Annotated in this window: 17 protein-coding genes, 1 pseudogene and 1 other annotated feature; of the genes and pseudogenes, 9 read left to right on the plus strand and 9 right to left on the minus strand. The window is 41.3% G+C overall.

Going from position 1 to position 20,736, the window contains the following annotated elements:
- Positions 1 to 61: 61 nt before the first annotated feature.
- Both LJE72_RS20770 and LJE72_RS20775 read left to right on the plus strand, forming a co-directional pair.
- Positions 62 to 448 carry a M15 family metallopeptidase gene (locus LJE72_RS20770; RefSeq protein ID WP_312038953.1) on the plus strand — a complete coding sequence of 129 codons (387 nt, stop codon included), beginning with the start codon at positions 62 to 64 and terminating at the stop codon, positions 446 to 448.
- A gap of 46 nt (positions 449 to 494) precedes the next feature.
- A complete protein-coding gene (locus LJE72_RS20775) occupies positions 495 to 1,574 on the plus strand; it encodes a CapA family protein (protein WP_312038954.1) in 1,080 nt (359 codons plus the stop codon).
- Between the two features lie 88 nt (positions 1,575 to 1,662).
- Here the strand turns inward: LJE72_RS20775 and LJE72_RS20780 are convergent, their stop codons facing one another.
- Positions 1,663 to 3,438, minus strand: a complete 1,776-nt coding sequence (locus LJE72_RS20780; protein ID WP_229249903.1) for an L-lactate permease — start codon at positions 3,436 to 3,438, stop codon at positions 1,663 to 1,665.
- 778 nt (positions 3,439 to 4,216) lie between these two features.
- Here LJE72_RS20780 and LJE72_RS20785 point away from each other — a divergent pair.
- The 6 genes and pseudogenes from LJE72_RS20785 to LJE72_RS20810 all read left to right on the plus strand — a co-directional run bounded on the left by LJE72_RS20785 (position 4,217) and on the right by LJE72_RS20810 (position 11,942).
- Positions 4,217 to 4,977: pseudogene (locus tag LJE72_RS20785) on the plus strand (MerR family transcriptional regulator).
- Positions 4,978 to 5,367: 390 nt separating this feature from the next.
- Positions 5,368 to 6,333 (plus strand): MBL fold metallo-hydrolase, encoded by a 966-nt coding sequence (locus tag LJE72_RS20790; protein WP_229249904.1) that lies wholly within the window; start codon positions 5,368 to 5,370, stop codon positions 6,331 to 6,333.
- Between the two features lie 207 nt (positions 6,334 to 6,540).
- Positions 6,541 to 7,932, plus strand: a complete 1,392-nt coding sequence (locus LJE72_RS20795) for an FAD-binding oxidoreductase (RefSeq protein WP_229249905.1) — start codon at positions 6,541 to 6,543, stop codon at positions 7,930 to 7,932.
- Between the two features lie 4 nt (positions 7,933 to 7,936).
- On the plus strand, positions 7,937 to 9,259 hold the full coding sequence (locus tag LJE72_RS20800; protein WP_229249906.1) for a (Fe-S)-binding protein: 1,323 nt from the start codon (positions 7,937 to 7,939) through the stop codon (positions 9,257 to 9,259).
- Positions 9,252 to 10,535, plus strand: coding sequence for a nickel-dependent lactate racemase (gene larA / locus LJE72_RS20805; protein WP_229249907.1), 1,284 nt, complete (start codon positions 9,252 to 9,254; stop codon positions 10,533 to 10,535). Before LJE72_RS20800 ends, larA begins: the two co-directional genes overlap by 8 nt.
- Positions 10,536 to 10,588: 53 nt before the next feature.
- Positions 10,589 to 10,839 (plus strand) — a binding site (T-box leader).
- A gap of 95 nt (positions 10,840 to 10,934) precedes the next feature.
- The gene (locus LJE72_RS20810) at positions 10,935 to 11,942 is read left to right on the plus strand and encodes an ABC transporter substrate-binding protein (RefSeq protein ID WP_229249908.1); all 1,008 of its coding nucleotides are present in this window, start codon (positions 10,935 to 10,937) and stop codon (positions 11,940 to 11,942) included.
- Between the two features lie 105 nt (positions 11,943 to 12,047).
- On the opposite strand, the gene LJE72_RS20815 is transcribed toward LJE72_RS20810, so the two are convergent.
- From LJE72_RS20815 to LJE72_RS20840, 6 genes are all read right to left on the minus strand, one after another.
- Positions 12,048 to 12,743, minus strand: coding sequence for an ABC transporter ATP-binding protein (locus LJE72_RS20815; protein WP_229249909.1), 696 nt, complete (start codon positions 12,741 to 12,743; stop codon positions 12,048 to 12,050).
- Positions 12,740 to 13,477, minus strand: coding sequence for an ABC transporter ATP-binding protein (locus tag LJE72_RS20820; RefSeq protein WP_229249910.1), 738 nt, complete (start codon positions 13,475 to 13,477; stop codon positions 12,740 to 12,742). The genes LJE72_RS20815 and LJE72_RS20820 overlap by 4 nt, the downstream gene beginning before the upstream one ends.
- Before the next feature lies 1 nt (position 13,478).
- Positions 13,479 to 14,465 (minus strand): branched-chain amino acid ABC transporter permease, encoded by a 987-nt coding sequence (locus LJE72_RS20825; RefSeq protein WP_229249911.1) that lies wholly within the window; start codon positions 14,463 to 14,465, stop codon positions 13,479 to 13,481.
- A gap of 16 nt (positions 14,466 to 14,481) precedes the next feature.
- Entirely contained in the window at positions 14,482 to 15,360 is an 879-nt protein-coding gene (locus tag LJE72_RS20830) for a branched-chain amino acid ABC transporter permease (protein WP_229249912.1), read from the minus strand.
- Between the two features lie 99 nt (positions 15,361 to 15,459).
- The gene (locus LJE72_RS20835) at positions 15,460 to 16,695 is read right to left on the minus strand and encodes an ABC transporter substrate-binding protein (RefSeq protein WP_229249913.1); all 1,236 of its coding nucleotides are present in this window, start codon (positions 16,693 to 16,695) and stop codon (positions 15,460 to 15,462) included.
- A gap of 298 nt (positions 16,696 to 16,993) precedes the next feature.
- Positions 16,994 to 17,800, minus strand: a complete 807-nt coding sequence (locus LJE72_RS20840; RefSeq protein ID WP_229249914.1) for a carbon-nitrogen hydrolase family protein — start codon at positions 17,798 to 17,800, stop codon at positions 16,994 to 16,996.
- A 202-nt stretch (positions 17,801 to 18,002) separates the two neighbouring features.
- On the opposite strand from LJE72_RS20840, the gene LJE72_RS20845 reads away from it, so the two are divergent.
- A complete protein-coding gene (locus LJE72_RS20845) occupies positions 18,003 to 18,230 on the plus strand; it encodes a glutaredoxin family protein (protein ID WP_229249915.1) in 228 nt (75 codons plus the stop codon).
- 79 nt (positions 18,231 to 18,309) lie between these two features.
- On the opposite strand, the gene LJE72_RS20850 is transcribed toward LJE72_RS20845, so the two are convergent.
- A complete protein-coding gene (locus LJE72_RS20850; RefSeq protein WP_229249916.1) occupies positions 18,310 to 19,485 on the minus strand; it encodes a pyridoxal phosphate-dependent aminotransferase in 1,176 nt (391 codons plus the stop codon).
- A 36-nt stretch (positions 19,486 to 19,521) separates the two neighbouring features.
- Positions 19,522 to 20,499: a 2-hydroxyacid dehydrogenase gene (locus tag LJE72_RS20855; RefSeq protein WP_229249917.1), complete on the minus strand. Its 978-nt coding sequence runs from the start codon at positions 20,497 to 20,499 to the stop codon at positions 19,522 to 19,524.
- Positions 20,500 to 20,736 lie beyond the last annotated feature (237 nt).

Raw genomic sequence — 20,736 nt, forward strand, 5'->3', positions numbered from 1 at the left:
CACCTTCTTGGAGATTTTATATTTTAGATCTAACTGTAAAATCAAAGGGAGGTGATATTTTGTGTTTAACCGATTCTTATCTTTCCTCATATCCTTAATGCTCGTTTTTGGGTTTAGTAGCCAAGTTCGAGGAGAAGATACAATCATTTTCAGCCAAGTAGGAGATATCAAACAAAAAACCGATTTTGTAGATGTCCAGCAAATAATTCCCAATATAGAGTTAGATATAAAGTATGCGACCATTGACAATTTTACTCATTCGAAACTTTACGATAGTTCCCAAGCGCTTCTTCGCCAAGGGACAGCAGAGAAGCTTAAAAAGGTTGCCAACGAAGTAGGAGAAAAGGGATACCGACTAAAAATTTGGGATGCTTACAGGAGCCCTGATGCTCAGTTTGCAATGTGGAAGCTTATACCGGATCGGCGGTATATCGCAGACCCCATATAAGGGCTATTCTAACCATTCTTGCGGGTCTGCAGTTGATTTGACCTTCGTGGACAAACAGGATAATGAGCTTCCAATGCCTACGAGCTTTGACAATTTTACGGAAGAAGCATCGCGGTCCAATGAGAATGCAAAATACTTACGAGATGTTATGGTGAAACATGGATTTAAGCCTCTGGCGACGGAGTGGTGGCATTTTGACGATAAAGAAGCATACCAACCTGCTAAGGCTGTTGAGGTTTCGCCAGTCTTGCCCAAAGAGGCTGTTGTTACTATTAGCGCAATAGGAGATGTTACTCTGGGCCAAGATGAACGTTTTCTATATGAAGGAAGTTTCAATCAGTATTACAAATTGAAAGGACCTGAATATTTTTTCTCAGGAGTCAAGAAGATTTTGAGTGAGGATGATCTTACGATTGCTAATTTAGAAGGGACACTGACTGAGGCAACCGAAAGACCCAATAAAAGTTCACAAGGAAGTAGGGCGTTCTTCTTTAAAGGAAATCCGTATTATACAGCTATCTTAAAGGGTGGAAGCATTGAGGCTGTAAACCTCGCAAATAATCATTATATGGATTTTTTGAGCAAAGGTTTTATGGACACTTTATCAACCTTGGATCATGCGGGGATATCTTGTTTTGGGGATCAAAGAGTTATAATCCTTGAAAAAAGAGGTGTTAAAATTGGATTAATAGGAGTTAATACTTTAGGGCCATTAGAAGAAGGGGTTGACTCTGAAAATCTAATATCTGAGTTAAAAGTTAACATAGAGGAGTTACGTGAAAAAACTTCATTAATAGTAGTAAGTTTTCATTGGGGTATAGAAAATAAATACAACCCAACCGAAGAACAACATAAGCTTGGCCGATTGGCGATCGACCAAGGGGCAGATTTAGTACTTCGTCATCACCCCCACGTTATTCAACCGTACGAAATATATAAAGGAAAATGTATAGTCTATAGTTTGGGAAACTTTGTATTCGGAGGTAATTCAAATCCATGGTATAAAGACACGGAAATACTTCAGCAACAGTTTAGCTTTGTAAATGAGAAACTGACCGAAATAAGTTCGCCAAACATTATACCATGTCGTTTCACGTCTAGTTTCAAGCCAGAACCGTTAAAATAAAACTGTCGAGTTGCCAAAAGGGTCCTTTATTCACATACTGTGAATAAAGGACCCTTTTAACAATAAATGTTTTTCGGTTTTAAGTGAATTATCTTAGAGGAAGATTCTTAAGTCTACTGTTATTCGTTGCAATAATATAGACTGCAGCAGCCCAAATTAATGCTACGATAATCGTTCCGATATTGAAGAACCCTTTTTGAGCGGAGTAAAGAAGAGAGTACCCAAACGCTCCAGGGAGTAATGCATAGTATGTGAATACTACAGCTGTCTTACGAATAACATAGCCTTCTTTTCCAAGCAGACCTACAACGGCTGAAGCGGCAACAACATTGTGTACGCAGATAACATTTCCAGCTGCGCCCCCAATGGCTTGAAGTGCTACAATCCAAGTAGGATCGACTCCAATTCGTTCGCCTACACCGAACTGGAACAATGAGAACATCATGTTGGAAACGGTGTTACTTCCAGCTACGAAAGCTCCAAGTCCACCAATCAAAGGAGCAAAGATCGGCCAGGCAGACCCGGCTAAGCCTGCAACGGCTTCAGCAAGGACAATTGGCATACTGTCGAGACCGGCCGCGCCACCTTTTGAATTCATAAACACTTGAACCATGGGGACAGTGAAGATAAGAGCCGAACCGGCACCGAGCATCGTTATGGCTGAGTTTTTCCATGCTCTGGCATAAGCTGTTCCACTCATTTTATGAAGGGCGAAAGTGATGAGTGTGACAAAGATAAATGCGGAACCTGGTGAGAACAGAATTTCCCAAGAAGCCGTAATACTTGTTCCGAAAATATTAGGCCAAACAAATTTAGCCTTTTTCAAAAGAGCAGTAAGAGGGACTACGGTTCTTGTAAGAACAAGGGTCAATCCAATAAGAACATAAGGCATCCAAGCCATAAGACCGCTCATTTTAGTTTTAGCGGAAATATCCTTAATCTCAATATTACCAGACCACTCTGGTTCCCACTTGTCTTTCGACTCAAAATCCCAAACATCATCTGGAATGAGGAAGCCTTTTTTAGCAGCAGGAACGACAATTGCAAGACCAATTAATCCACCTATCATTGATGGGAATTCGGGTCCGAGCGTATTGGCCACAATAAGGTAAGGAATCGTCATGGAGAACGCTGCAAAAAGTGCAAACTTCCAAACTTTTAGACCTTCACTAAAGGATTTGTTTTTACCGAAGTAACGGGTCATGAAAGCTACAACGAAAAGGGGAATAAAGGCACCTGCCACAAAATGCAGGAAAGCAACTTTGGCTGCGATGGCAAATCCGACGAATGCAGTCCAGTCAGTGTATCCTAATGATTGGGCATAAGCTTGTAATTCAGGAGTCTTAAGTCCTGTGCTGACTCCTACGAGCATCGGTGTTCCCACAGCTCCGAAGGAAACGGGAGTACTTTGAATCATCATTCCGGCAACGACGGCAGCCATAGCAGGAAACCCAAGTCCGACCATCAAAGGAACAGCAACTGCAGCAGGTGTTCCAAAGCCAGAGGAGCCCTCAATGAAGGACCCAAAAAGCCAAGCAACAATAATGACTTGAATTCTGCGGTCTGCGGTGATTCCGGTAAATCCTCTGCGAATGGCTTGAAGGGCACCACTTTCTTGCAAGGTGTTTAAAAGAAGAATAGCGCCAAAAATGATGTACATAAGTGTAATCGCAGTAACAACCCCGTTCATAGAAGCGGCAGCTACCTGTGTGCTGGGGATTTTCCAAACATAAAGTGCGAGTACTACGGCAGTAAGAAATGAGAGCGGCATGGCTTTACTTGCAGGCCATTTTAACCCTACAAGAAAGACTGCTACAACAGCGATAGGGAGTAGGGAAAGAATAGCTAATACTCCAGTGCTCATCAAAAAACCTCCTCATTAATTTTTGGGATAAAGATAAATTAATATAATTCCTATATGCACAATTTTATTCAAAACCAACCCCTTTCCCGATAGGAACCTCCTTTAAATGGTAGAATGGTTTACCTATCATACCACACTGTTAAAAAAATTAAACTAAGAACCTAGTCTTATATTATACTAAATCAAAAATATTTTCAATAAATTGAGTTTATTTTCACTAATAAATAATTCTATATAATAGTATAAGTATTTAAAAAATAAATTAGTATACACACTACAAATACTTTGAAAGATTCTGAATTTTTTTTTGAAACAGATAAAAATATACGAATCTGTAATATAAGTTAAAGTAGAGGTTACAAGTTAAGGAGCTTATTGATTCGCTGGCCTAAAAAATCCAGCGGGGCCGCTGATGTTTTTGAAATCTTGTATATAAGATGAAGTTTCCTGCCATGTTCTTAGTTTGATGATTTCATTTATAAAGACTACAGAATTCATATTTTTGAAAGATCAAGTTTTATCCGAACTTCTTAATAAGGTCAATCTTATATTTAGTAATGTTATGACTATGTCACATCGCACAGACGAAGTAGTTAGAGTAAAATGGTCTGAATAACGTTGCTTTCACCTTTTTATATGGGAAAGGGAAGTGATAACTAAAAGGAATCTCGTTATGGGCTTCTCAGAAGAATGTTCGCGAAGGTTACAAATAGCTTATTAAAACCTCTTTACATTGACGTTGCGTAAAGGTGTATAGTTCATTTCAAGAGGTGATCACGTGGAATATACGGTGCAAAAATTAGGTCGGATGGCAGGCGTCAGCACTCGTGCTCTGAGATATTATGATGAGATAGGAATTCTTAAGCCGGCGAGAATTAATTCATAGGGTATCGCATTTATGGCCAAGCTGAAGTTAATCGTTTACAACAGATTCCTTTTTATCGAGAGTTAGGTGTAGGCTTGTTGAATATAAAAGATATCGTAACGGCTCCTTCTTTCGACGGTATAAAAGCACTGAGAGAACATCGTGAAAAGCTTCTTGAAAAAAGAGAGCAGTTGGATGCGTTGATTGCCAATGTTGACAAAACTATTGCGTTAAATGAAGGAGGAATTATCATGTCGGATAAAGAAAAGTTTGAAGGCTTTAAGCAAAAGCTCATGCATGACAATGAAGCAAAGTATGGCAAGGAAATCCGCGAAAAATATGGGGATGAGACGGTTAATAAGTCTAATCAGAAAATGAAAGGGATGTCTCAAGAACAATACAACGAAATGACGAAGCTTGCTGCAGAGGTTAATGAAACCCTTTATGCTGCGTTTAAAACAGGCCATCCGGCTGGAGACCTTGCTCAAAAGACTGCAGAACTCCATCGTCAGTGGCTATGCCATTCTTGGGATAGTTATTCAAAAGAGGCCCATGCTGGACTTGCCCAAATGTATGTAGATGATCCGAGATTTACGGCATACTATGACGAGAAGCAGATGAGCGCTGCAGAATTTCTAAGAGATGCCATCTTCATTTATACGGGAACGAAATAAGCTGGACGAATTGTAAGTTAAAGGCTACGCATAAATGCGTAGCTGTTTTTTATCTGAAGAAAGTTACATAAGGAAAATTTAATAATGGGTTTCAAATACTTAAAGTCCCATATCAACGTGGAACAAGACAGATTACGTGAAAGGATATTAATGAATGATGATCATAAAAACCTTAGGGAAGATTTCCGCTTGGAGTCCTCCTGTTCGAGTCAGGGGCATCGGCTATTGCTTATGATGATGTTTAAGACCGAATTAGCTAACAAGACTTAAGAGGACGGTTACATCACTGATAAAACAAGGTATAATAGATTAAAGATAGTTGAATGCATTAGTGCAGTCTTTTATACTAGTGTTACCCTTTTCGATAGCAATTAATTTGGAGGCATTAAAATGATCACTGAAATCTACCCCAATATTTTCAAAAACGAAATACCTCTCCCTAAAAATCCCCTAAAGGCTATCAATAGTTACGTCATTATATCTGAGAGCAGGAATTTGATTATAGATACAGGATTTAACACTGTAGAATGCCAAAGTGAGTTGATGCGGGGTCTAGAAGAGCTAAACATCGACCTGAATAAAACGGATCTCTTTATAACCCATATGCATACTGATCACTCAGGTCTGGCAACTATGCTTAGAAAACAGGGAGTACACGCTATTTATTTTAGCAAGATTGACGGAGACATTTTTAATCAAACTTCCCAAAAGAATGTATTTTTCAAAGTGCTCAACAGACTATTAGGATTTGAAAGCGAAAGTTTATCTAAGTTTGGCAAAGAGTTTGGGGTTAGAGAGACTGAGATTCTTGAATTCAGCCCTTTGTATGAAGGAGAAAAATTAGATATTGGAGATTATAGTTTCCAAGTCGTAGATATTCCAGGGCATACGCCAGGCCACATCGGTTTGTATGAGAAGAAACACAAGCTGTTTTTTTCAGGAGACCATATATTGGATGAAATAACCCCGAATATAACCTTTTGGGGATTCGAACAGGATATTTTAGCGACCTATTTCAAGAGCTTGAAAAAGGTATTTGAGTATGAAATCGATTATATGTTTACTGCTCATAGAAGTATTATCAGGGATCATCAAAAAAGAATTACTGAGCTTCTGAGTCATCATGAAGAACGTCTCAATGAGATTAGAGGCATATTAAGAGATGGCGGAAAGACACCTGTTGAAATGGCAGCAACTATGCACTGGGATTTGAGTCATAAGAAATGGGCTGACTTCCCTTTTTCACAGAAATGGTTCGCTTCAGGAGAGGCATTATCACACTTAGAGCATCTGGTACATATTGGACTCGTCGAGCGGATAACTAAAGCAGAGGCGCTCCTTTATGAACTTAAATAATATATCGCCATTCTTTGAGATGTAAACTGATACTCTCGATGCTAAGGCAGCAGTTAATGGTGTTTGGCTAATGGGATGGAGACTGGCATTTGTCGGTTTCCATTCTTAATTTTAAAGGATATTAGGTGTAAATAGCGAAATAATATATTATTCTTAGTACAACGGAGAATTCTGTAGAAAAAAGATCCGACTCAAGGAGGGAACAAGTTGAGGCTAGAGATTATTCAGAAACTAAGTGAAATTGTTGGAAAAGACAACTTATATACAGAGTTAGAAGACCTGTATTGTTATACTTATGACGCTTCATTTGTTAAGGCGGATTTCAAGAAGGATTTGGCGGGCGTAGCTGTGTACCCAAGTAACACCGAAGAAGTAGCACAGATAATCAAGCTGGCTAATCAAGAGATGATTCCTGTGGTTCCACGGGGGGCAGGGACAAATGTCAGCGGAGGGACTATTTCTGTAGGGGATTGTATTATCTTGGTTCTCAAAAGAATGAACAAAATACTTGAGATTGACGGCAAAAATTTAATTGCTGTTGTGGAACCCGGCGTTATTACTGGCCAATTACAGAGCGAGGTTGAGCGAATAGGCCTGTTTTATCCCCCAGATCCCGCCAGTCAGGCCTTTTCAACAATGGGCGGCAATGTGGCCGAATGTGCAGGAGGACCCCGTGGCGTGAAATATGGAGTCACTCGAGACTATGTAATCGGGCTCGAGGCAGTACTTCCCACAGGGGAAGTTATTAATACCGGTGGAAGAACAATTAAAAATGTGACAGGGTACGATATGACAAAGTTATTTACTGGTTCAGAGGGGACATTATGCGTCATAACTAAAATTATCGTTAAACTTATTCCATTACCAGAAGCTAAGAGCACTATGATGGCAGTTTTTTCTGAGATTGTTCAAGCCTGTGAAACGGTATCAGAAATCATTGCTACAGGACTAGTTCCCTGTTCACTCGAATTGTTGGACAACATTTATATTAGAAATATTGAGGAATATGCTAAAGTTGGACTGCCCACAGAGGCGGGTGCTGTACTCTTAATAGAAGTTGATGGGGACTCGGAAATATTGGCGAAACAGATTGGAAAGATAGAGAAAATCTGTAGTCAATTAGGAGCAGTTCAGATCAGGGTTGCCAAGACTAAAGAGGAAGCAGAAGAATTATGGCGTGCGCGCCGATCGGCCTTCGCAGCCGTGTCGAGGTTAAGACCGACCATTATCGGTGAAGATGCGACGGTTCCTCGCAGCAGTATTCCGGCCGCTGTGAACCGTATTCAAGAAATTGCGGCTAAATATAACATTATTGTTGCGGTACTGGGACATGCCGGAGATGGCAATTTGCATGCCACCATCCTTACTGATGAGACGGATCAAGAGGAGATGGCAAGGGTCGAAAAGGCTATCGACGAGATCTTTATAGCTACAGTGGAACTGGGTGGATCATTAAGCGGTGAGCATGGTATCGGTCGGGCGAAATCCAAGTTTATTACCATTCAGACTGGGGAGGTTGGACTGGAAGTTCAACGTCAAATTAAACAAGCACTCGATCCTAATAATATTTTAAACCCTGGCGTAATGTTTGGAGCGTGATGAAATGGATAGTTCATTAGAGTCTTGGCAGAAAGAAGTTATCCGATGTATTCGTTGCGGTGCCTGCCAAAATGTCTGTCCTGTTTTTAAAGAGTTGCAGGCAGAATCCACAGTCGCCAGAGGGCGAGTTAAGCTTATTCGAGGAGTCATAAGTAAAGACTTAGATTTAACGGATGGTTTTATTGACAAGATGTCGTTGTGCTTAATGTGCAAGGCCTGCGTTGTGAACTGTCCGAGCGGGGTGAAGGTTGACAAGCTAGTAGAAGCAGCACGCAAGGAGATCGCAAAGAAGAAAGGCCTTTCTCCGCTTAAGATGCTGATCTTTCGCTTAGTTTTGAAAAACCGTTGGGTATTTAACGCGGGAATGAGGACCGGACGAATTTTTCAAGGCTTAGTCTTCAGGAAAGGGTCTAATGGGCAAGGAATGCTGCCAAGAATGTCCTTGGGAATAGATAAGAGAAGACTCCTCTCTCCCCTTGCTCAAAAACCGTTTAAGAGCATGTATCCAGAAGTAGTTAAAGTCCCGGAAGCAACCATGAGGATAGCTTTTTTTACGGGGTGCATGATCAACTATATTTATACAGATACCGGTCGGGCAGTTATCAACGTCCTTAATCAAAATGGAGTGGAAGTTGTAATTCCTTCTCTCCAAAACTGTTGTGGTACTCCTGTTCGTATTAATGGGGACTATGAAACTGCTAAAACAATGGCGAAGGCAAATATAGATGTTTTCCTGAAAGAAAAGGTTGATGCTGTTGTCGTGGCTTGTGGCACGTGTGGTTTAAGCCTGAAGGAAGAGTATGCTGAGTTACTTAAGGATGATCCGAACTATGTTGAAAAGGCCAAGAAGCTAGGATCTATGGTCAAAGATTTCACAGAACTGGTGGTTTCTTTGGAGGGATTTGAGGGAAAAATGGGTCGGTTACCAGTAAAAGTAACTTACCACGATCCTTGTCACCTTATCAGAGGGTTGAAGGTCAAAGAACAACCCAGACAGATTATCAGAAGTATTCCTGGCGTGATTTTTGAAGAAATGACTAAAGCGGATACCTGCTGTGGCAGTGGGGGTTCTTTCAGCTTATATCACTACGAACTATCGACTAAAATCAATGACCATAAAGTGGAATCTGTTCATAAAACAGGGGCAGAGATATTGGCTACAGGGTGCTCTGCCTGTCGAATGCATATCGAGGACGGCCTGAATCGCCAAGGGAATCCGGTAAAAGTGATGCATACCGCGCAACTATTGGAAATGGCTTATCAGGCCGGTGCTAATCCGTCCCCTGTAAAACACGATAAAGGTAAAGGGAGGAAGAACCTTGAATAGTTTTAAACTTGCCTATGGTAAAGAAATCTTGTCTTTTGAAGTACCATCTGCAGTAAAGATTCAGGAGATTGAAGCGAAAGCCAGTCAGCCGATAATAGATATAGAAGAGTCCGTGCGCCAGGCAGTGGCTGATCCCCTGGGTTCGGCTCCCCTGATAGAGGTGGTGAAACCTGGAGACAAAGTGGTAATTGTGGTTAGCGACATTACTCGGCTTTGGGTTAGGGCGGATGTTCTTTTACCTATTTTACTGGATGTCCTAAATGAGGCTGGTGTTCCAGATAAGGATATTTCAATCGTTACAGCAACTGGTGATCATCGTTTGCAGACGGTTGAAGAACACACGGCCATTTGTGGTGAAAAGGTCTTGGACAGAGTTCCAATTTACGATCATGAGTGTAATGCCCCTGATTTAGTGGATTTAGGTTTATCCAGACAAGGCACCCCTATCAAAGTTAATCGTCGGGTATGGGAAGCGGATAAGGTAATTCTTACCGGAGGAATAGCCTATCATTTGCTGGCAGGTTTTGGTGGCGGACGTAAGTCAATTGCTCCTGGGGTCTGTGGCTACGAGATGATCCAGAAAAACCATGCTTTGGCGCTTAAAGAAGCAGGGTCCTCAGGACTTAATCCAAACATTCAGACCGGAAAAATGGAGGGCAATCCAGTTGCAGAGGATATGTTGGAAATCGCTCGTCTAGTAGGCGTAGATTTCATCCTTAATGTCGTTGTTAACGAGAAGAAGGAGTTCGTCTATATTGCGGCGGGTGAGTTGCATCAGGCTCATTTAGCGGGGTGCAGGGTTACAGAAGAAATCTTCGGCATTGAGATCAAAGAAAAAGCTGATTTAGTTACTGTTTCAAGCGGTGGGTATCCTAAAGATATTCAACTTTATCAATCAATTAAAGCTTTAGATAATGCTACCTACGCTGTGAAAGAGGGTGGCATTATTATCTTAGTTAGTGAATGCTCAGATGGGATTGGTTCTCAACCTTTTCAGGATTATTTTAAATATGGCGAGGTTGAGGATATGAGTGCTAGACTCCATGCTGACTTTACTATGCCTGGTTTTGTGAGTTTGAGAACAGCGAGCATCTGCCGAAAGACACCAGTTATTTTGATTAGTTCTCTACCAGAAGATGTGGTAAAACTGATGAAGATGGTTCCTGCCCATTCTCCAGCAGAGGCATGGCAATTAGCAACCCAAATGCTTGGTCAGCAACCTAAATCCATCTATGTAATGCCTCACGGTGGAAACACCTTTCCGATTATGAGCTAGGGCATAATATTTCTAAATGGTATTGAATTTATGGTGTAAGGGTGTTATTATCATATAAACCGTTGAAGGGGAAGTAAAACCGCATGACCAACCTCACAGAGAGTCGAGTAAGGTGGAAGCTCGGCAGGTAATGGAGCGGGTAAATGGGCCTCAGAGGGTGGAACGAAAAAGCTCAGGCTTTAGTAGTTACCAACGCAGAGCCAGCGTTATTGGGCTAAGAGTGTGTTGGCACTCTGCACGAGGGGATGCATTATTATTTATGCATTAACTAAGGTGGTACCGCAGATTAACGTCTGTCCTTATTTTAAGGATAGACGTTTTATTTTATCTTCACCGTTCTGTTTGTAAGAATAGAACATGCAGTTGCCAGAAATATTAAATTAGAAGAGAGGTATTATAATGAAAAAGCAATTGGCAAGAATGATGATTTCCGTAATAATGACCATGACCTTATTGATTTCTCTAACGGCTTGCTCACCAAGTAAGACTGAAACTCCTGAAAAGACTTCAGCAAAGAAGACTATCGGTATCGTCCAAATTGTAGAACATCCCTCATTGAATACTATCAAAGAATCTATTGTCAATCAGTTACAGGAGAAAGGATTTAAAGATGGTGAGACTATTTCAATAGATTATCAGAATGCCCAAGGTGATCAGTCTACGCTAAAGACAATCGTCACTAAATTTGTAAACAATAAATATGACCTTATCATCGCTATTGCTACACCCTCAGCACAGGCTGCTGTAAGTCAAACAAAAGATATTCCCGTGCTTTTCGCGGCTTGTGCTGATCCTTTGGGATCAGGAGTTGTGACTAATCTTGAAAAACCAGGCGGTAATGTAACGGGTACATCAAATGCTGTTTCTGCTGAGAAAATAATGGAGCTGGCCAAGCGGATCACCCCGAATTTCGAAACCATTGGCGCATTATACAATTCAAGTGAAACCAATTCCCTATCTGTAATTAAAAATCTAAAGGAGTATGCTAGTAAAAATAATCTAACGATTATTGAATCGACGGTGACCAGTTCCGCTGATGTACAGCAGGCTGTCACATCTCTGGTAAGTAAAGTCGATGTTCTCTTCTCACCCAATGATAACACAGTTGCTTCTGCGATGTCCTTAGTAGCCCAAATTGCCAATAACGCCAAGCTGCCTGTATATGTGGCAGCCGATTCAATGGTTAAGGATGGGGGGCTGGCAACCTACGGTATAGACTATACTGTGCTTGGGAAAGAGACTGCAGACATGGCTGTAGAGATCTTAAATGGAAAGAACCCTGGGGATATTCCAGTCATGACCATGTCTGATATGCAGATTTATGTCAATAAAGACACAGCAAAGGCTATCGGAATTAATCTCCCGGATGATGTGTTAAAAGAGGCAGCTCAGATTTTCGGGAATTAAGGAAATTAAATTGCCTAAATAGTGGTATAAAGAATAAGGGGCCTTCCAAACTTCAAGGTGAAGTGATGGAAGGCCTTTGCATTCATATAATAATGCAATTGTTCCTTATACCAATAAATACTTCGAACGCACTTCTTCATTTTCGGCTAACTCATCTACGGTACCTTCAAAGCGTACCTGTCCTCGTTCAAGAACATAACACCTATCGGCTAATTTTAAAGCAGATTTAAGGTTTTGTTCGGCTAAAAGAATGGATATCCCGGTTGAACGAAGCTCAATAATTTGCTCTTCCAATTCCTTTACAATTAAAGGCGCTAGACCTTCGGTAGGTTCATCTAAAATCAGAAGCTCTGGATTTCCAAGCAAGGCCCTGGCGATACTTAACATTTGCTGTTCTCCTCCGCTTAAGTTCCCACCCCGTCGGTTTTCTGTTCTTTTGAGTACAGGAAATAACTCGTGGACTTTGGACAAATTCCAAACCCCTGTTTTGATGCCATCGGCAATCTCGAGATTTTCACGCACAGACAAGTCTGCAAAAATCCTGCGGTCATCAGGGACAAAGCTAATTCCTAATTTAACCATCCGCTTAGTAGGGGTTTTCGCAATGTCTTGTCCTTTAAAATAGATTTGTCCGGATTTTGGCGGGGTAATTCCAATAATACTCTTGAGAGTCGTTGTCTTTCCGACCCCGTTACGACCAAGTAAGGATACGACCTCTCCTTGATTGACCTTTAAAGATAAACCAAACAGAACATGGCTTAATCCGTAGTAGGTATGAATGTCTCTAACGTCTAACATCATCCAGTTTCCCCCAAATAGGCATTTTGCACAGATTTATCATTTCTGATGTCTTGTGGCAGACCTTGAGCAATTGTTTTACCTTGGTGAAGTACCATAATTTTTTGGGCAACATCAAAAACTAATTCCATATCGTGTTCAGTAAGCAGTATTGTAAGGCCTTTTTCACGAGATAGGTGCTTAATAAGATTGACAATTCTGCGGGTTTCTTCTGATGACATTCCAGCTGTAGGCTCATCTAATAGAAGGAGTTCAGGTTTGCTTCCCAAGGCAATGGCAATTTCTAGGACTTTTTGGTCCCCGTAAGATAAAGCACTGCACGAACGATCTTTAAAATCAAACAATCCGAAACTGTCCAGAATTTCCAATGTCTCTTCAATAAAAAGTTTTTTTGCAGGTCTGAAAAAGTTTTGATCTAAGCGATGTTTAGCAATGACTGAAGCTTGAACATTTTCGAAAACCGTAAGACTTGAGAAAATATTGATCAATTGAAAAGACCTGGCCATTCCTCTATGGCAGATTTTATAGGGAGCCATACTCGTGATTTCTTTACCTTGAAATCGGATATGGCCGGAGTCCGCCTGCAAGTGTCCAGTTATTAAATTAAATAACGTGGATTTTCCTGCGCCATTAGGACCAATAACTGCTACAACTTCACCCTTTGGAACCAAAAGGTTAGCGTCTGAAATGGCTTGGAATCCATCGAACGATTTCTTGAGCTGTTCAACCTGAAGCATATTAATTTCCTCCTCTCTTATCCTGGCTTTTGTTATAAATCTCCATAAGATAACCAAGAATACCTTGAGGCAAGAACAATACCAGAAGGAGTAACAGCAGTCCAAGGACAAGAAGCCAGTACTCTGTGTACAGACCAACAACCATAGATAAAAGGACTAAAATACCTGCACCCAACATTGGACCCATAAATACAGTGAGTCCACCCATTAAACACATAATCAGAACCTCTGCCGATTCGCTCCAAAATAAAAGAGAAGGGGCAACAGAGCGTTCAACTAAGACAAATAAGACACCTGCAATTCCTGCAAAGAATCCGGCAATTACAAAGGCTGTCAAGCGATGCCTTTTGACATTGACACCAACACTTTCAGAGCGAACAGGGTTATCACGAGTAGCAAGTAACATGAGACCAAAAGGGGATTTGGTGATTATATATAGAATTATTAAAGAAATGACTAGAATTAAAAGAGTTGCATAATAGACAGAATTGATAGAGGTAAGGAATTCCGGAACAGGTATTGCATGAATTCCGTTATCTCCATTGGTTAGTGCATTCCAGCGATAGACAATGGCCCAAACCAATTGACCTAGTGCGAGTGTAAGCATACCGAAATACAGGCCTCTTAAACGTACACAAAACCATCCAATTACTAAAGCTATGAGTGCAGCAACCAGAGGGGCGAGCAAGACGGCAACAGCAAATGGCCAAGAAGTTTTGGTTGTAACGATCGCCACTGTATAGGCGCCCACTCCGAAAAAAACGCCATGGTGGAGATGAAGCAGTCCGCCGTATCCCAGAACTAGATTCAAACTTGTGGCGAGTAAAGCCGTTGTAAAAACAGTGGCTAGCAAGTAGACATAATATTGGGTTAGAAACCCAGGGGCTAGCAAAAGGACTATAATGCCGACTGCTGCTATACCCAGGCCTAGATAGGTATTAAACTTTCCCTTCGGATTTTCAATTAACTTCAAATTATTCGTGGACATATCTGTGTTCCTTTCTCTACCAGGCAGATTTTAGTAAACCAGAAGGTCGTAGGATAAGCAGAACACCCGCTATAATATAAGGAATTATAATAGCAACTCCAGGGATAAATAATATCCCAAAGGCCTCCCCAACTCCCATAATAATTGAACTAATGAGTGCGCCCCATATATTGCCCAGGCCACCTACTACCACGATTAAGAAGGCATAAATGATAATACTGGCATCCATACCCATGGAGATGGTGGTTGTTGGAGCAATTAAAGCTCCCCCCAGACCGGCAAGCCACCCACCTAGAGCAAAAACCATGGCAAATACTTTGGTACTGTTAATACCTAAGACATCCACCATTTCGCGGTCCGTAGCTGTTGCACGACAAATCTTACCTAGATTAGTTTTGGATAAGAAGAACCATAAACCGAGTGCAACAACAGGTCCGACAACCAGCAAGAAAGCATTATACCAGGGAAGAGAAGCCCCCCATAGATTAAAGGAACCCCTTAAAGCTTCAGGAATATGCATAGATTTATATTCAGTTCCCCAAATTATTTTGACCAGATCCCCCGCGATAAGCACAAGAGAATAAGTCAAGAGCATCTGTATTAAATGATCCCTGTTATAGATGAATCTGAGCAACCCGCGTTCGATCACCAAACTAATGAACATGACTGCGATAGGGGCAACCAGGAGGGCTAACCAAAAGCCATAAGGACCTTGTCCAAATAGAGTTGAGACTGAATAAGCCATAAATGCACCTAGCATATAAAGTGCACCGTGAGCAAAATTTGTAATTCTTAGGACTCCAAAGATGAGAGTAAGTCCTGCAGAAACAATAAAGAAAATCATTCCGCGACTTAGTCCAATGAAAAACTGACTAGCGAGTGTAGCAAAATCCATGGCTTAATCTCCTCCGTCATTAATGATTACATAAATGGGCGGTACCTAGCAGCACCGCCCATTATTTATCCCGTTATTTCTTAATTAACGAACCCCATGCTATTTTGACCGAGCCTTAAGGATTTGGTCAACAGAGGGCATAATTTCCTCGGAATTTAAGGTGTGAAGGTCACTGCCTGTAAAGACGCCATTAACGTTGGCAACTACACCATAGGACATGGGAATAGCCACCTGATGATCCTCTTTTCGCAGGGTTGCTTTGCCGACCGGGGTATCGATCGTTAATCCTTCCATAGCGTCAATGATCTTTTCTTTATCTGTACTTCCGGCTTTAGCAATCGCTTCACCAAGGAACTTGCCGCCCATGTAACCATATAAGGCAAATGCAGCGGGTTCACGATTATATTCCTTCTTAAACGCTTCAGCAAAGGCCTTGTTTTCTGGTGTGTCCGGATAATTATACAGATAAGGATTAGTACCCATGACACCCTCTGGAGCTTGGTCTCCCAAGGGTCTCAGAGTGGAAGGATCGTAGCTGGTGTGTGCCCAGACTGGGATTTCCTTATTTAGCTCGGTTGCTTTGACTGCTTTCATAAAGGCTACCATATCTGCTCCCCCAGTACCAACTACCAGCACATCAGGTTTTGCGCTGCGGATAGCGTTAATATATGGAGTGAAGTCTGTTTCTCCAACGCGCCACCAAGATTCATCCATTTTCTGGACATCGGGTTTAAGTGTTGTCAAATTGGACCATAGGTTATTGATCAAAGAGTGACCATATTCATAATCACTACCGGCTAACCAAACCTTTTTATAGGAGGATTTGGAGAGTTGGACGGCACCTGCTTTTCCTATGATCGCAGTATTTGGCAAAGTGCTAAATACATAACGATGTCCAGCTTCACCCGTGATTTTTTCACTCATTCCACCCCATACGATGAAGGGCACTTTGCTCTCTTTAGCATATTGTGAAACAGCTAGTGAGCCTGCACTATTCGTAGTTCCTGCCAAAAAGTCGACTTGTTCACGCATTACGAGTTCTTTAGCCCAGCTTGTTGATTTATCCGGCTTAAATTCGTCGTCACGAGTAACAAATTCGATCTTTGGACCACCTTTATCGGCTAATTCTTTCACAGCTAATTTAAAACCGTCTAAAGAGTCACTGGCATATACAGCTGCACCGCCGGTATAAGTATCAATAATTCCAACTTTAACTGGTTTATCTTCTGTCTTAGCGGGTGAATTACTTCCACAACCTGAAGCCATTAATGCTGTAATTAACAGCATGGACCCTAAGCGAATAAGTGATTTTTTCTTACCTACCATTCTAACCATTGTGTTTTCCCCTCAATCTTTATTTTTTGTGTAAATAATGAGTACAGATCTTTCTCTTTTTCTGAATTTTTCCTAGTTTATAAAAATAATTTTTCCGTCCTACCATACTTCCTTTCATTTAGGTTCTTCCTTTGAGCTTCATCTGCGATAGCTTATTTGAGAGAGACGTAAAAGAATATGTATGAATTATAACAGGTGAGTGTAGAACAGACAATACTTAATTTGATGTGTATTAAAACACTCTAATGGATAAATTGTTCAAAGTATCGGCTGTTTTCATGCATCAGAAATCCAATTTTTAGTAGAGATTTTCTCTGCTTTGCTTCCAAACTGGCAGTGCCTCCCTAACTTCTTCAATCTGAGCAAAATCAAGATCAACTATCAGAACTCCCGGCTTTTCGTCCAACTGTGCAAGTATTTGGCCCCAAGGATTGACGGCTATGGAATGGCCGTAGGCAACATAGGAAGCCTGGGAATTGCGGGCTGGAGAAGTACCCAGCATAAAGATCTGGTTATCTAGAGCACGGCTTCGGAATAATAATTCCCAGTGAGCCGGACCGGTGGTCATGTTAAAAGCAGCAGGAACAATGACGAGGAGTGCCCCTTCTTTAGCCATCTTCCTAGTTAATTCAGGAAAGCGGATATCATAGCATATTTCCACACCGAATTTACCCCACGGTGTTTCAAATGTTGTAGTGGTATTTCCTGCAGACAGTACTTGTGACTCCGTAAACTCAATCCCATTCTTGACACATACATCGAATAGGTGTGCCTTGCGATGCTTGGCAATAATCTCACCCTTTGGATCAAAGACAATGCTTGTATTGTAAAGGAGTTCACCGACCAATTCTGGAATAGACCCGCCAATGACGAATAGACCATGGGTGCGAGCTAGGGTAGAGAGGTGATTCACAGTTTCCCCTGAGGGAATATTTTCAGCATAGTCCCTAAAGCAATGGATATCGTACGGGCAATTGAACATTTCTGGCAAAACTGCTAACTGTGCCCCAGCTGATGCAGCCTCCTGCAGCATGCTTGCAGCTTGGTTAAGATTTTCACGTTTATCTGCTTTAACAGGAAGTTGACATAATGCGATCTTTAGCATGGTATGAGTGCGCCTCCTTAGTCCTTAGTATAATGTATTATAACTTTATCTAGTGTATATTATGTCTTGCAATCCGAAACAGTAAGGTGAATATTCACCATGGAGTCAGTGTTGAGGTCATGCAAATCGTATAGGATAATAGGAATGAAAACTGAAATTTATGTGATACTAACAATAAAATAAATAACAGGAGGATATAACTATGAAAAATGTAATTATGTTTTCCAACAATACCTGACCGTATTGCACAGTAGCGAAGAAGTTTCTTTCGCAGAACAATATTCCTTTTGAGGAGAAGAATATCAGTACTGATCAGGAAGCTTTAAAGGAGTTGCAAAGCAGGAACATTAATAGTGTTCCCACTTTCTTGGTGGGGAATGAAACTGTTGTAGGTTTTAACAAGGAAAAGATACTTGCCCTTTCACATTGAACTCGTTGATAGGAAAAACCGCTGGGTACTAAATATATCCCAGCGGTTTTAAATCTAAAATTGAAGAGGGTAATTTTGACTATCTGATTTTACGTAACGAAGTTTCGATTCGTTCTAAAGCCTTCTCGATATTCGCTACAGAGTTTGCATAGGAGAAACGTAGATATCCTTCACCGTATGAGCCAAAGGCGGTGCCCCCCAGACAAGCAACTCCTGCATCGTACAAGAGATGATCAGCTATTTCTTTTGTGTCCTTACCGAATGACTTGAAATTAGGAAATACGTAAAATGACCCCTCAGGCAATAGACAGCTCACTCCTGAAATAGAGTTTAAGCCATTAACCATTATGTCACGGCGCCTCTTAAACTCCGCTACCATATTTTCGACTTCTTTTTGTGGTCCTGTGAGTGCTTCCTTCCCAGCCATTTGAGTAAATGCGGAAGTACAGGAATTAGAATTGACCATAAGTTGAGCAATTCGAGCCGCAATTTCAGGGCGCATTACCCCGTAACCCAATCTCCAACCCGTCATGGCATAGGTTTTTGAAAATCCATCCAAGATAATGGTCCAATCCTTCATACCTGGCAACGAGGCAATAGAAAGAAGGGGAGTGTCACTATACACGATTCGATCGTATATCTCATCAGAAAGAACAAGTATATCTTTTCCCCTCACCAGGTCTGCAATCGCTTTAATGTCATCACTTGTGAGAACACCACCGGTAGGATTTCCTGGGGAATTAATAATAAGCATTTTAGTTTTTGGTGTAATTAACTGGGCTAGTTCATTAATATCTAATCGAAACTGATTTTCTTCTCGCAATGGGATGGGGACAGGGGTTCCTCCCACAAACCGAATTACGGATTCATATATTGGAAAGCCGGGATTCGGATAAATTACTTCATCGCCGGGATTAACAGTCGCCATGATGGAAAAAAATATAATCGGCTTTCCGCCTGGGACGATAACTACGTCCTCGGCAGAGGCAGCAACCTTTTTATGATTGCGAATGTATCCAGCTATTGTTTCTCTGACTTCTGGGATGCCGGGAGCGGGAGTATAATGTGTATATCCGCTGGTTAGGGCAAGGCAGGCGGCATCAATAACATTTTTTGGGGTGTCAAAATCGGGTTCGCCAATTTCCAGATGGACGACATCTTTGCCCTCAGCTTCTAACTTTTTAGCTTTTGCCAATACTTCAAAAGCAGTTTCTGTACCAAGTAAAGACATTCTGTCTGCGAATACTTTTTTCATTTAAAACACCACTTCCCATGTCAATTTAGTTGAATTTTATTTTTTAAATACTTCTGGGTTTAAACAATTCGGAGGAGATTCCCCTCTCATAGCCGCTAAAATATTGGTCACAGCGATGATCCCCATTTTGGTGCGGGTATCGATTGTGGCACTGGCAATATGAGGGCAAACGATAGCGTTATCCAGTTCCAATAGTCCTTCGGTGAACTCAGGCTCGAATTCGTACACGTCAAGACCCGCTCCCCATATTTCCCCGGATTGCAGAGCCTTCACCAGTGCGGATTCATCCACTACTGGACCGCGGGAGGTATTTATTAAAATTGCAGTATTCTTCATTAGTTTAAACTCTTTTGTACTTATTAAATGAAAGGTCTCTGGGACAAGTGGAGTATGGATGGAAACAAAATCGGATTCTTTGAGAAGAGTTTCCAGACTGACGTATTGACCCGCGGTTTCTTTTTCGAATTTCGGATTAGCTGCAACGTCTGAATAGAGTACATCCATATCAAAGGCTTTTGCCCTTTTAGCAAAGGACAAACCAATTCTTCCAGCACCAATCACTCCAACGGTTTTGTTGATTACGTCCTGCCCTAAGAAAAGCATTGGACCCCAACCTTTATATTTTCCCATTCTGGAGTACTTATCTGATTCCACGACTCTTCGCGCCACAGAAAACAATAAAGCCCAAGCCATTTCTGCCGTCGTATCAGTGAGAACCCCTGGTGTGTTAGAGACCATAATTCCTCTTTCAGTAGCGGAGGGGATATCTATATTGTTGTAACCTACGGCATAGTTAGCAAAAATTTTGGCCCCTTTTGCGGCATCCATCACCTCAGCATCGATAGGATCAGTAAGCAAACTTAAGATAGCATCTCGGCCCTTAACCTTTTCTAATAAAACGGATTTTTCTAGAACATGGCCCGTTCGATTAACTTCCATGTCGCAATACTCTTCGAGCATATCGAGGGCCGGTTTAGGAATCTCATTAGTGACATAAACTTTCCATCTACTCATGTCTAACCTCCAATTTTATAGTCTAGTAGATTCTATACGAGTAGTAATCCCAAATGCAAGAGGTATTATGAATTTAATGCAAAATTTATTGATAGGATGTAGGACCCCATATCTTTATTAGCTAAGTCGATTTAACAGCGGCTCAAGATTCAATAATCAGAACGTTGAAAATGAAAAGAAGTTAATTAGGGTTTGCTAAATTCTCATAAAAGCTAGATACCAGAAGGGTTTGAGGTC

The organism is Desulfosporosinus shakirovi (assembly GCF_020595055.1).
Lineage (GTDB): Bacteria > Bacillota > Desulfitobacteriia > Desulfitobacteriales > Desulfitobacteriaceae > Desulfosporosinus > Desulfosporosinus shakirovi.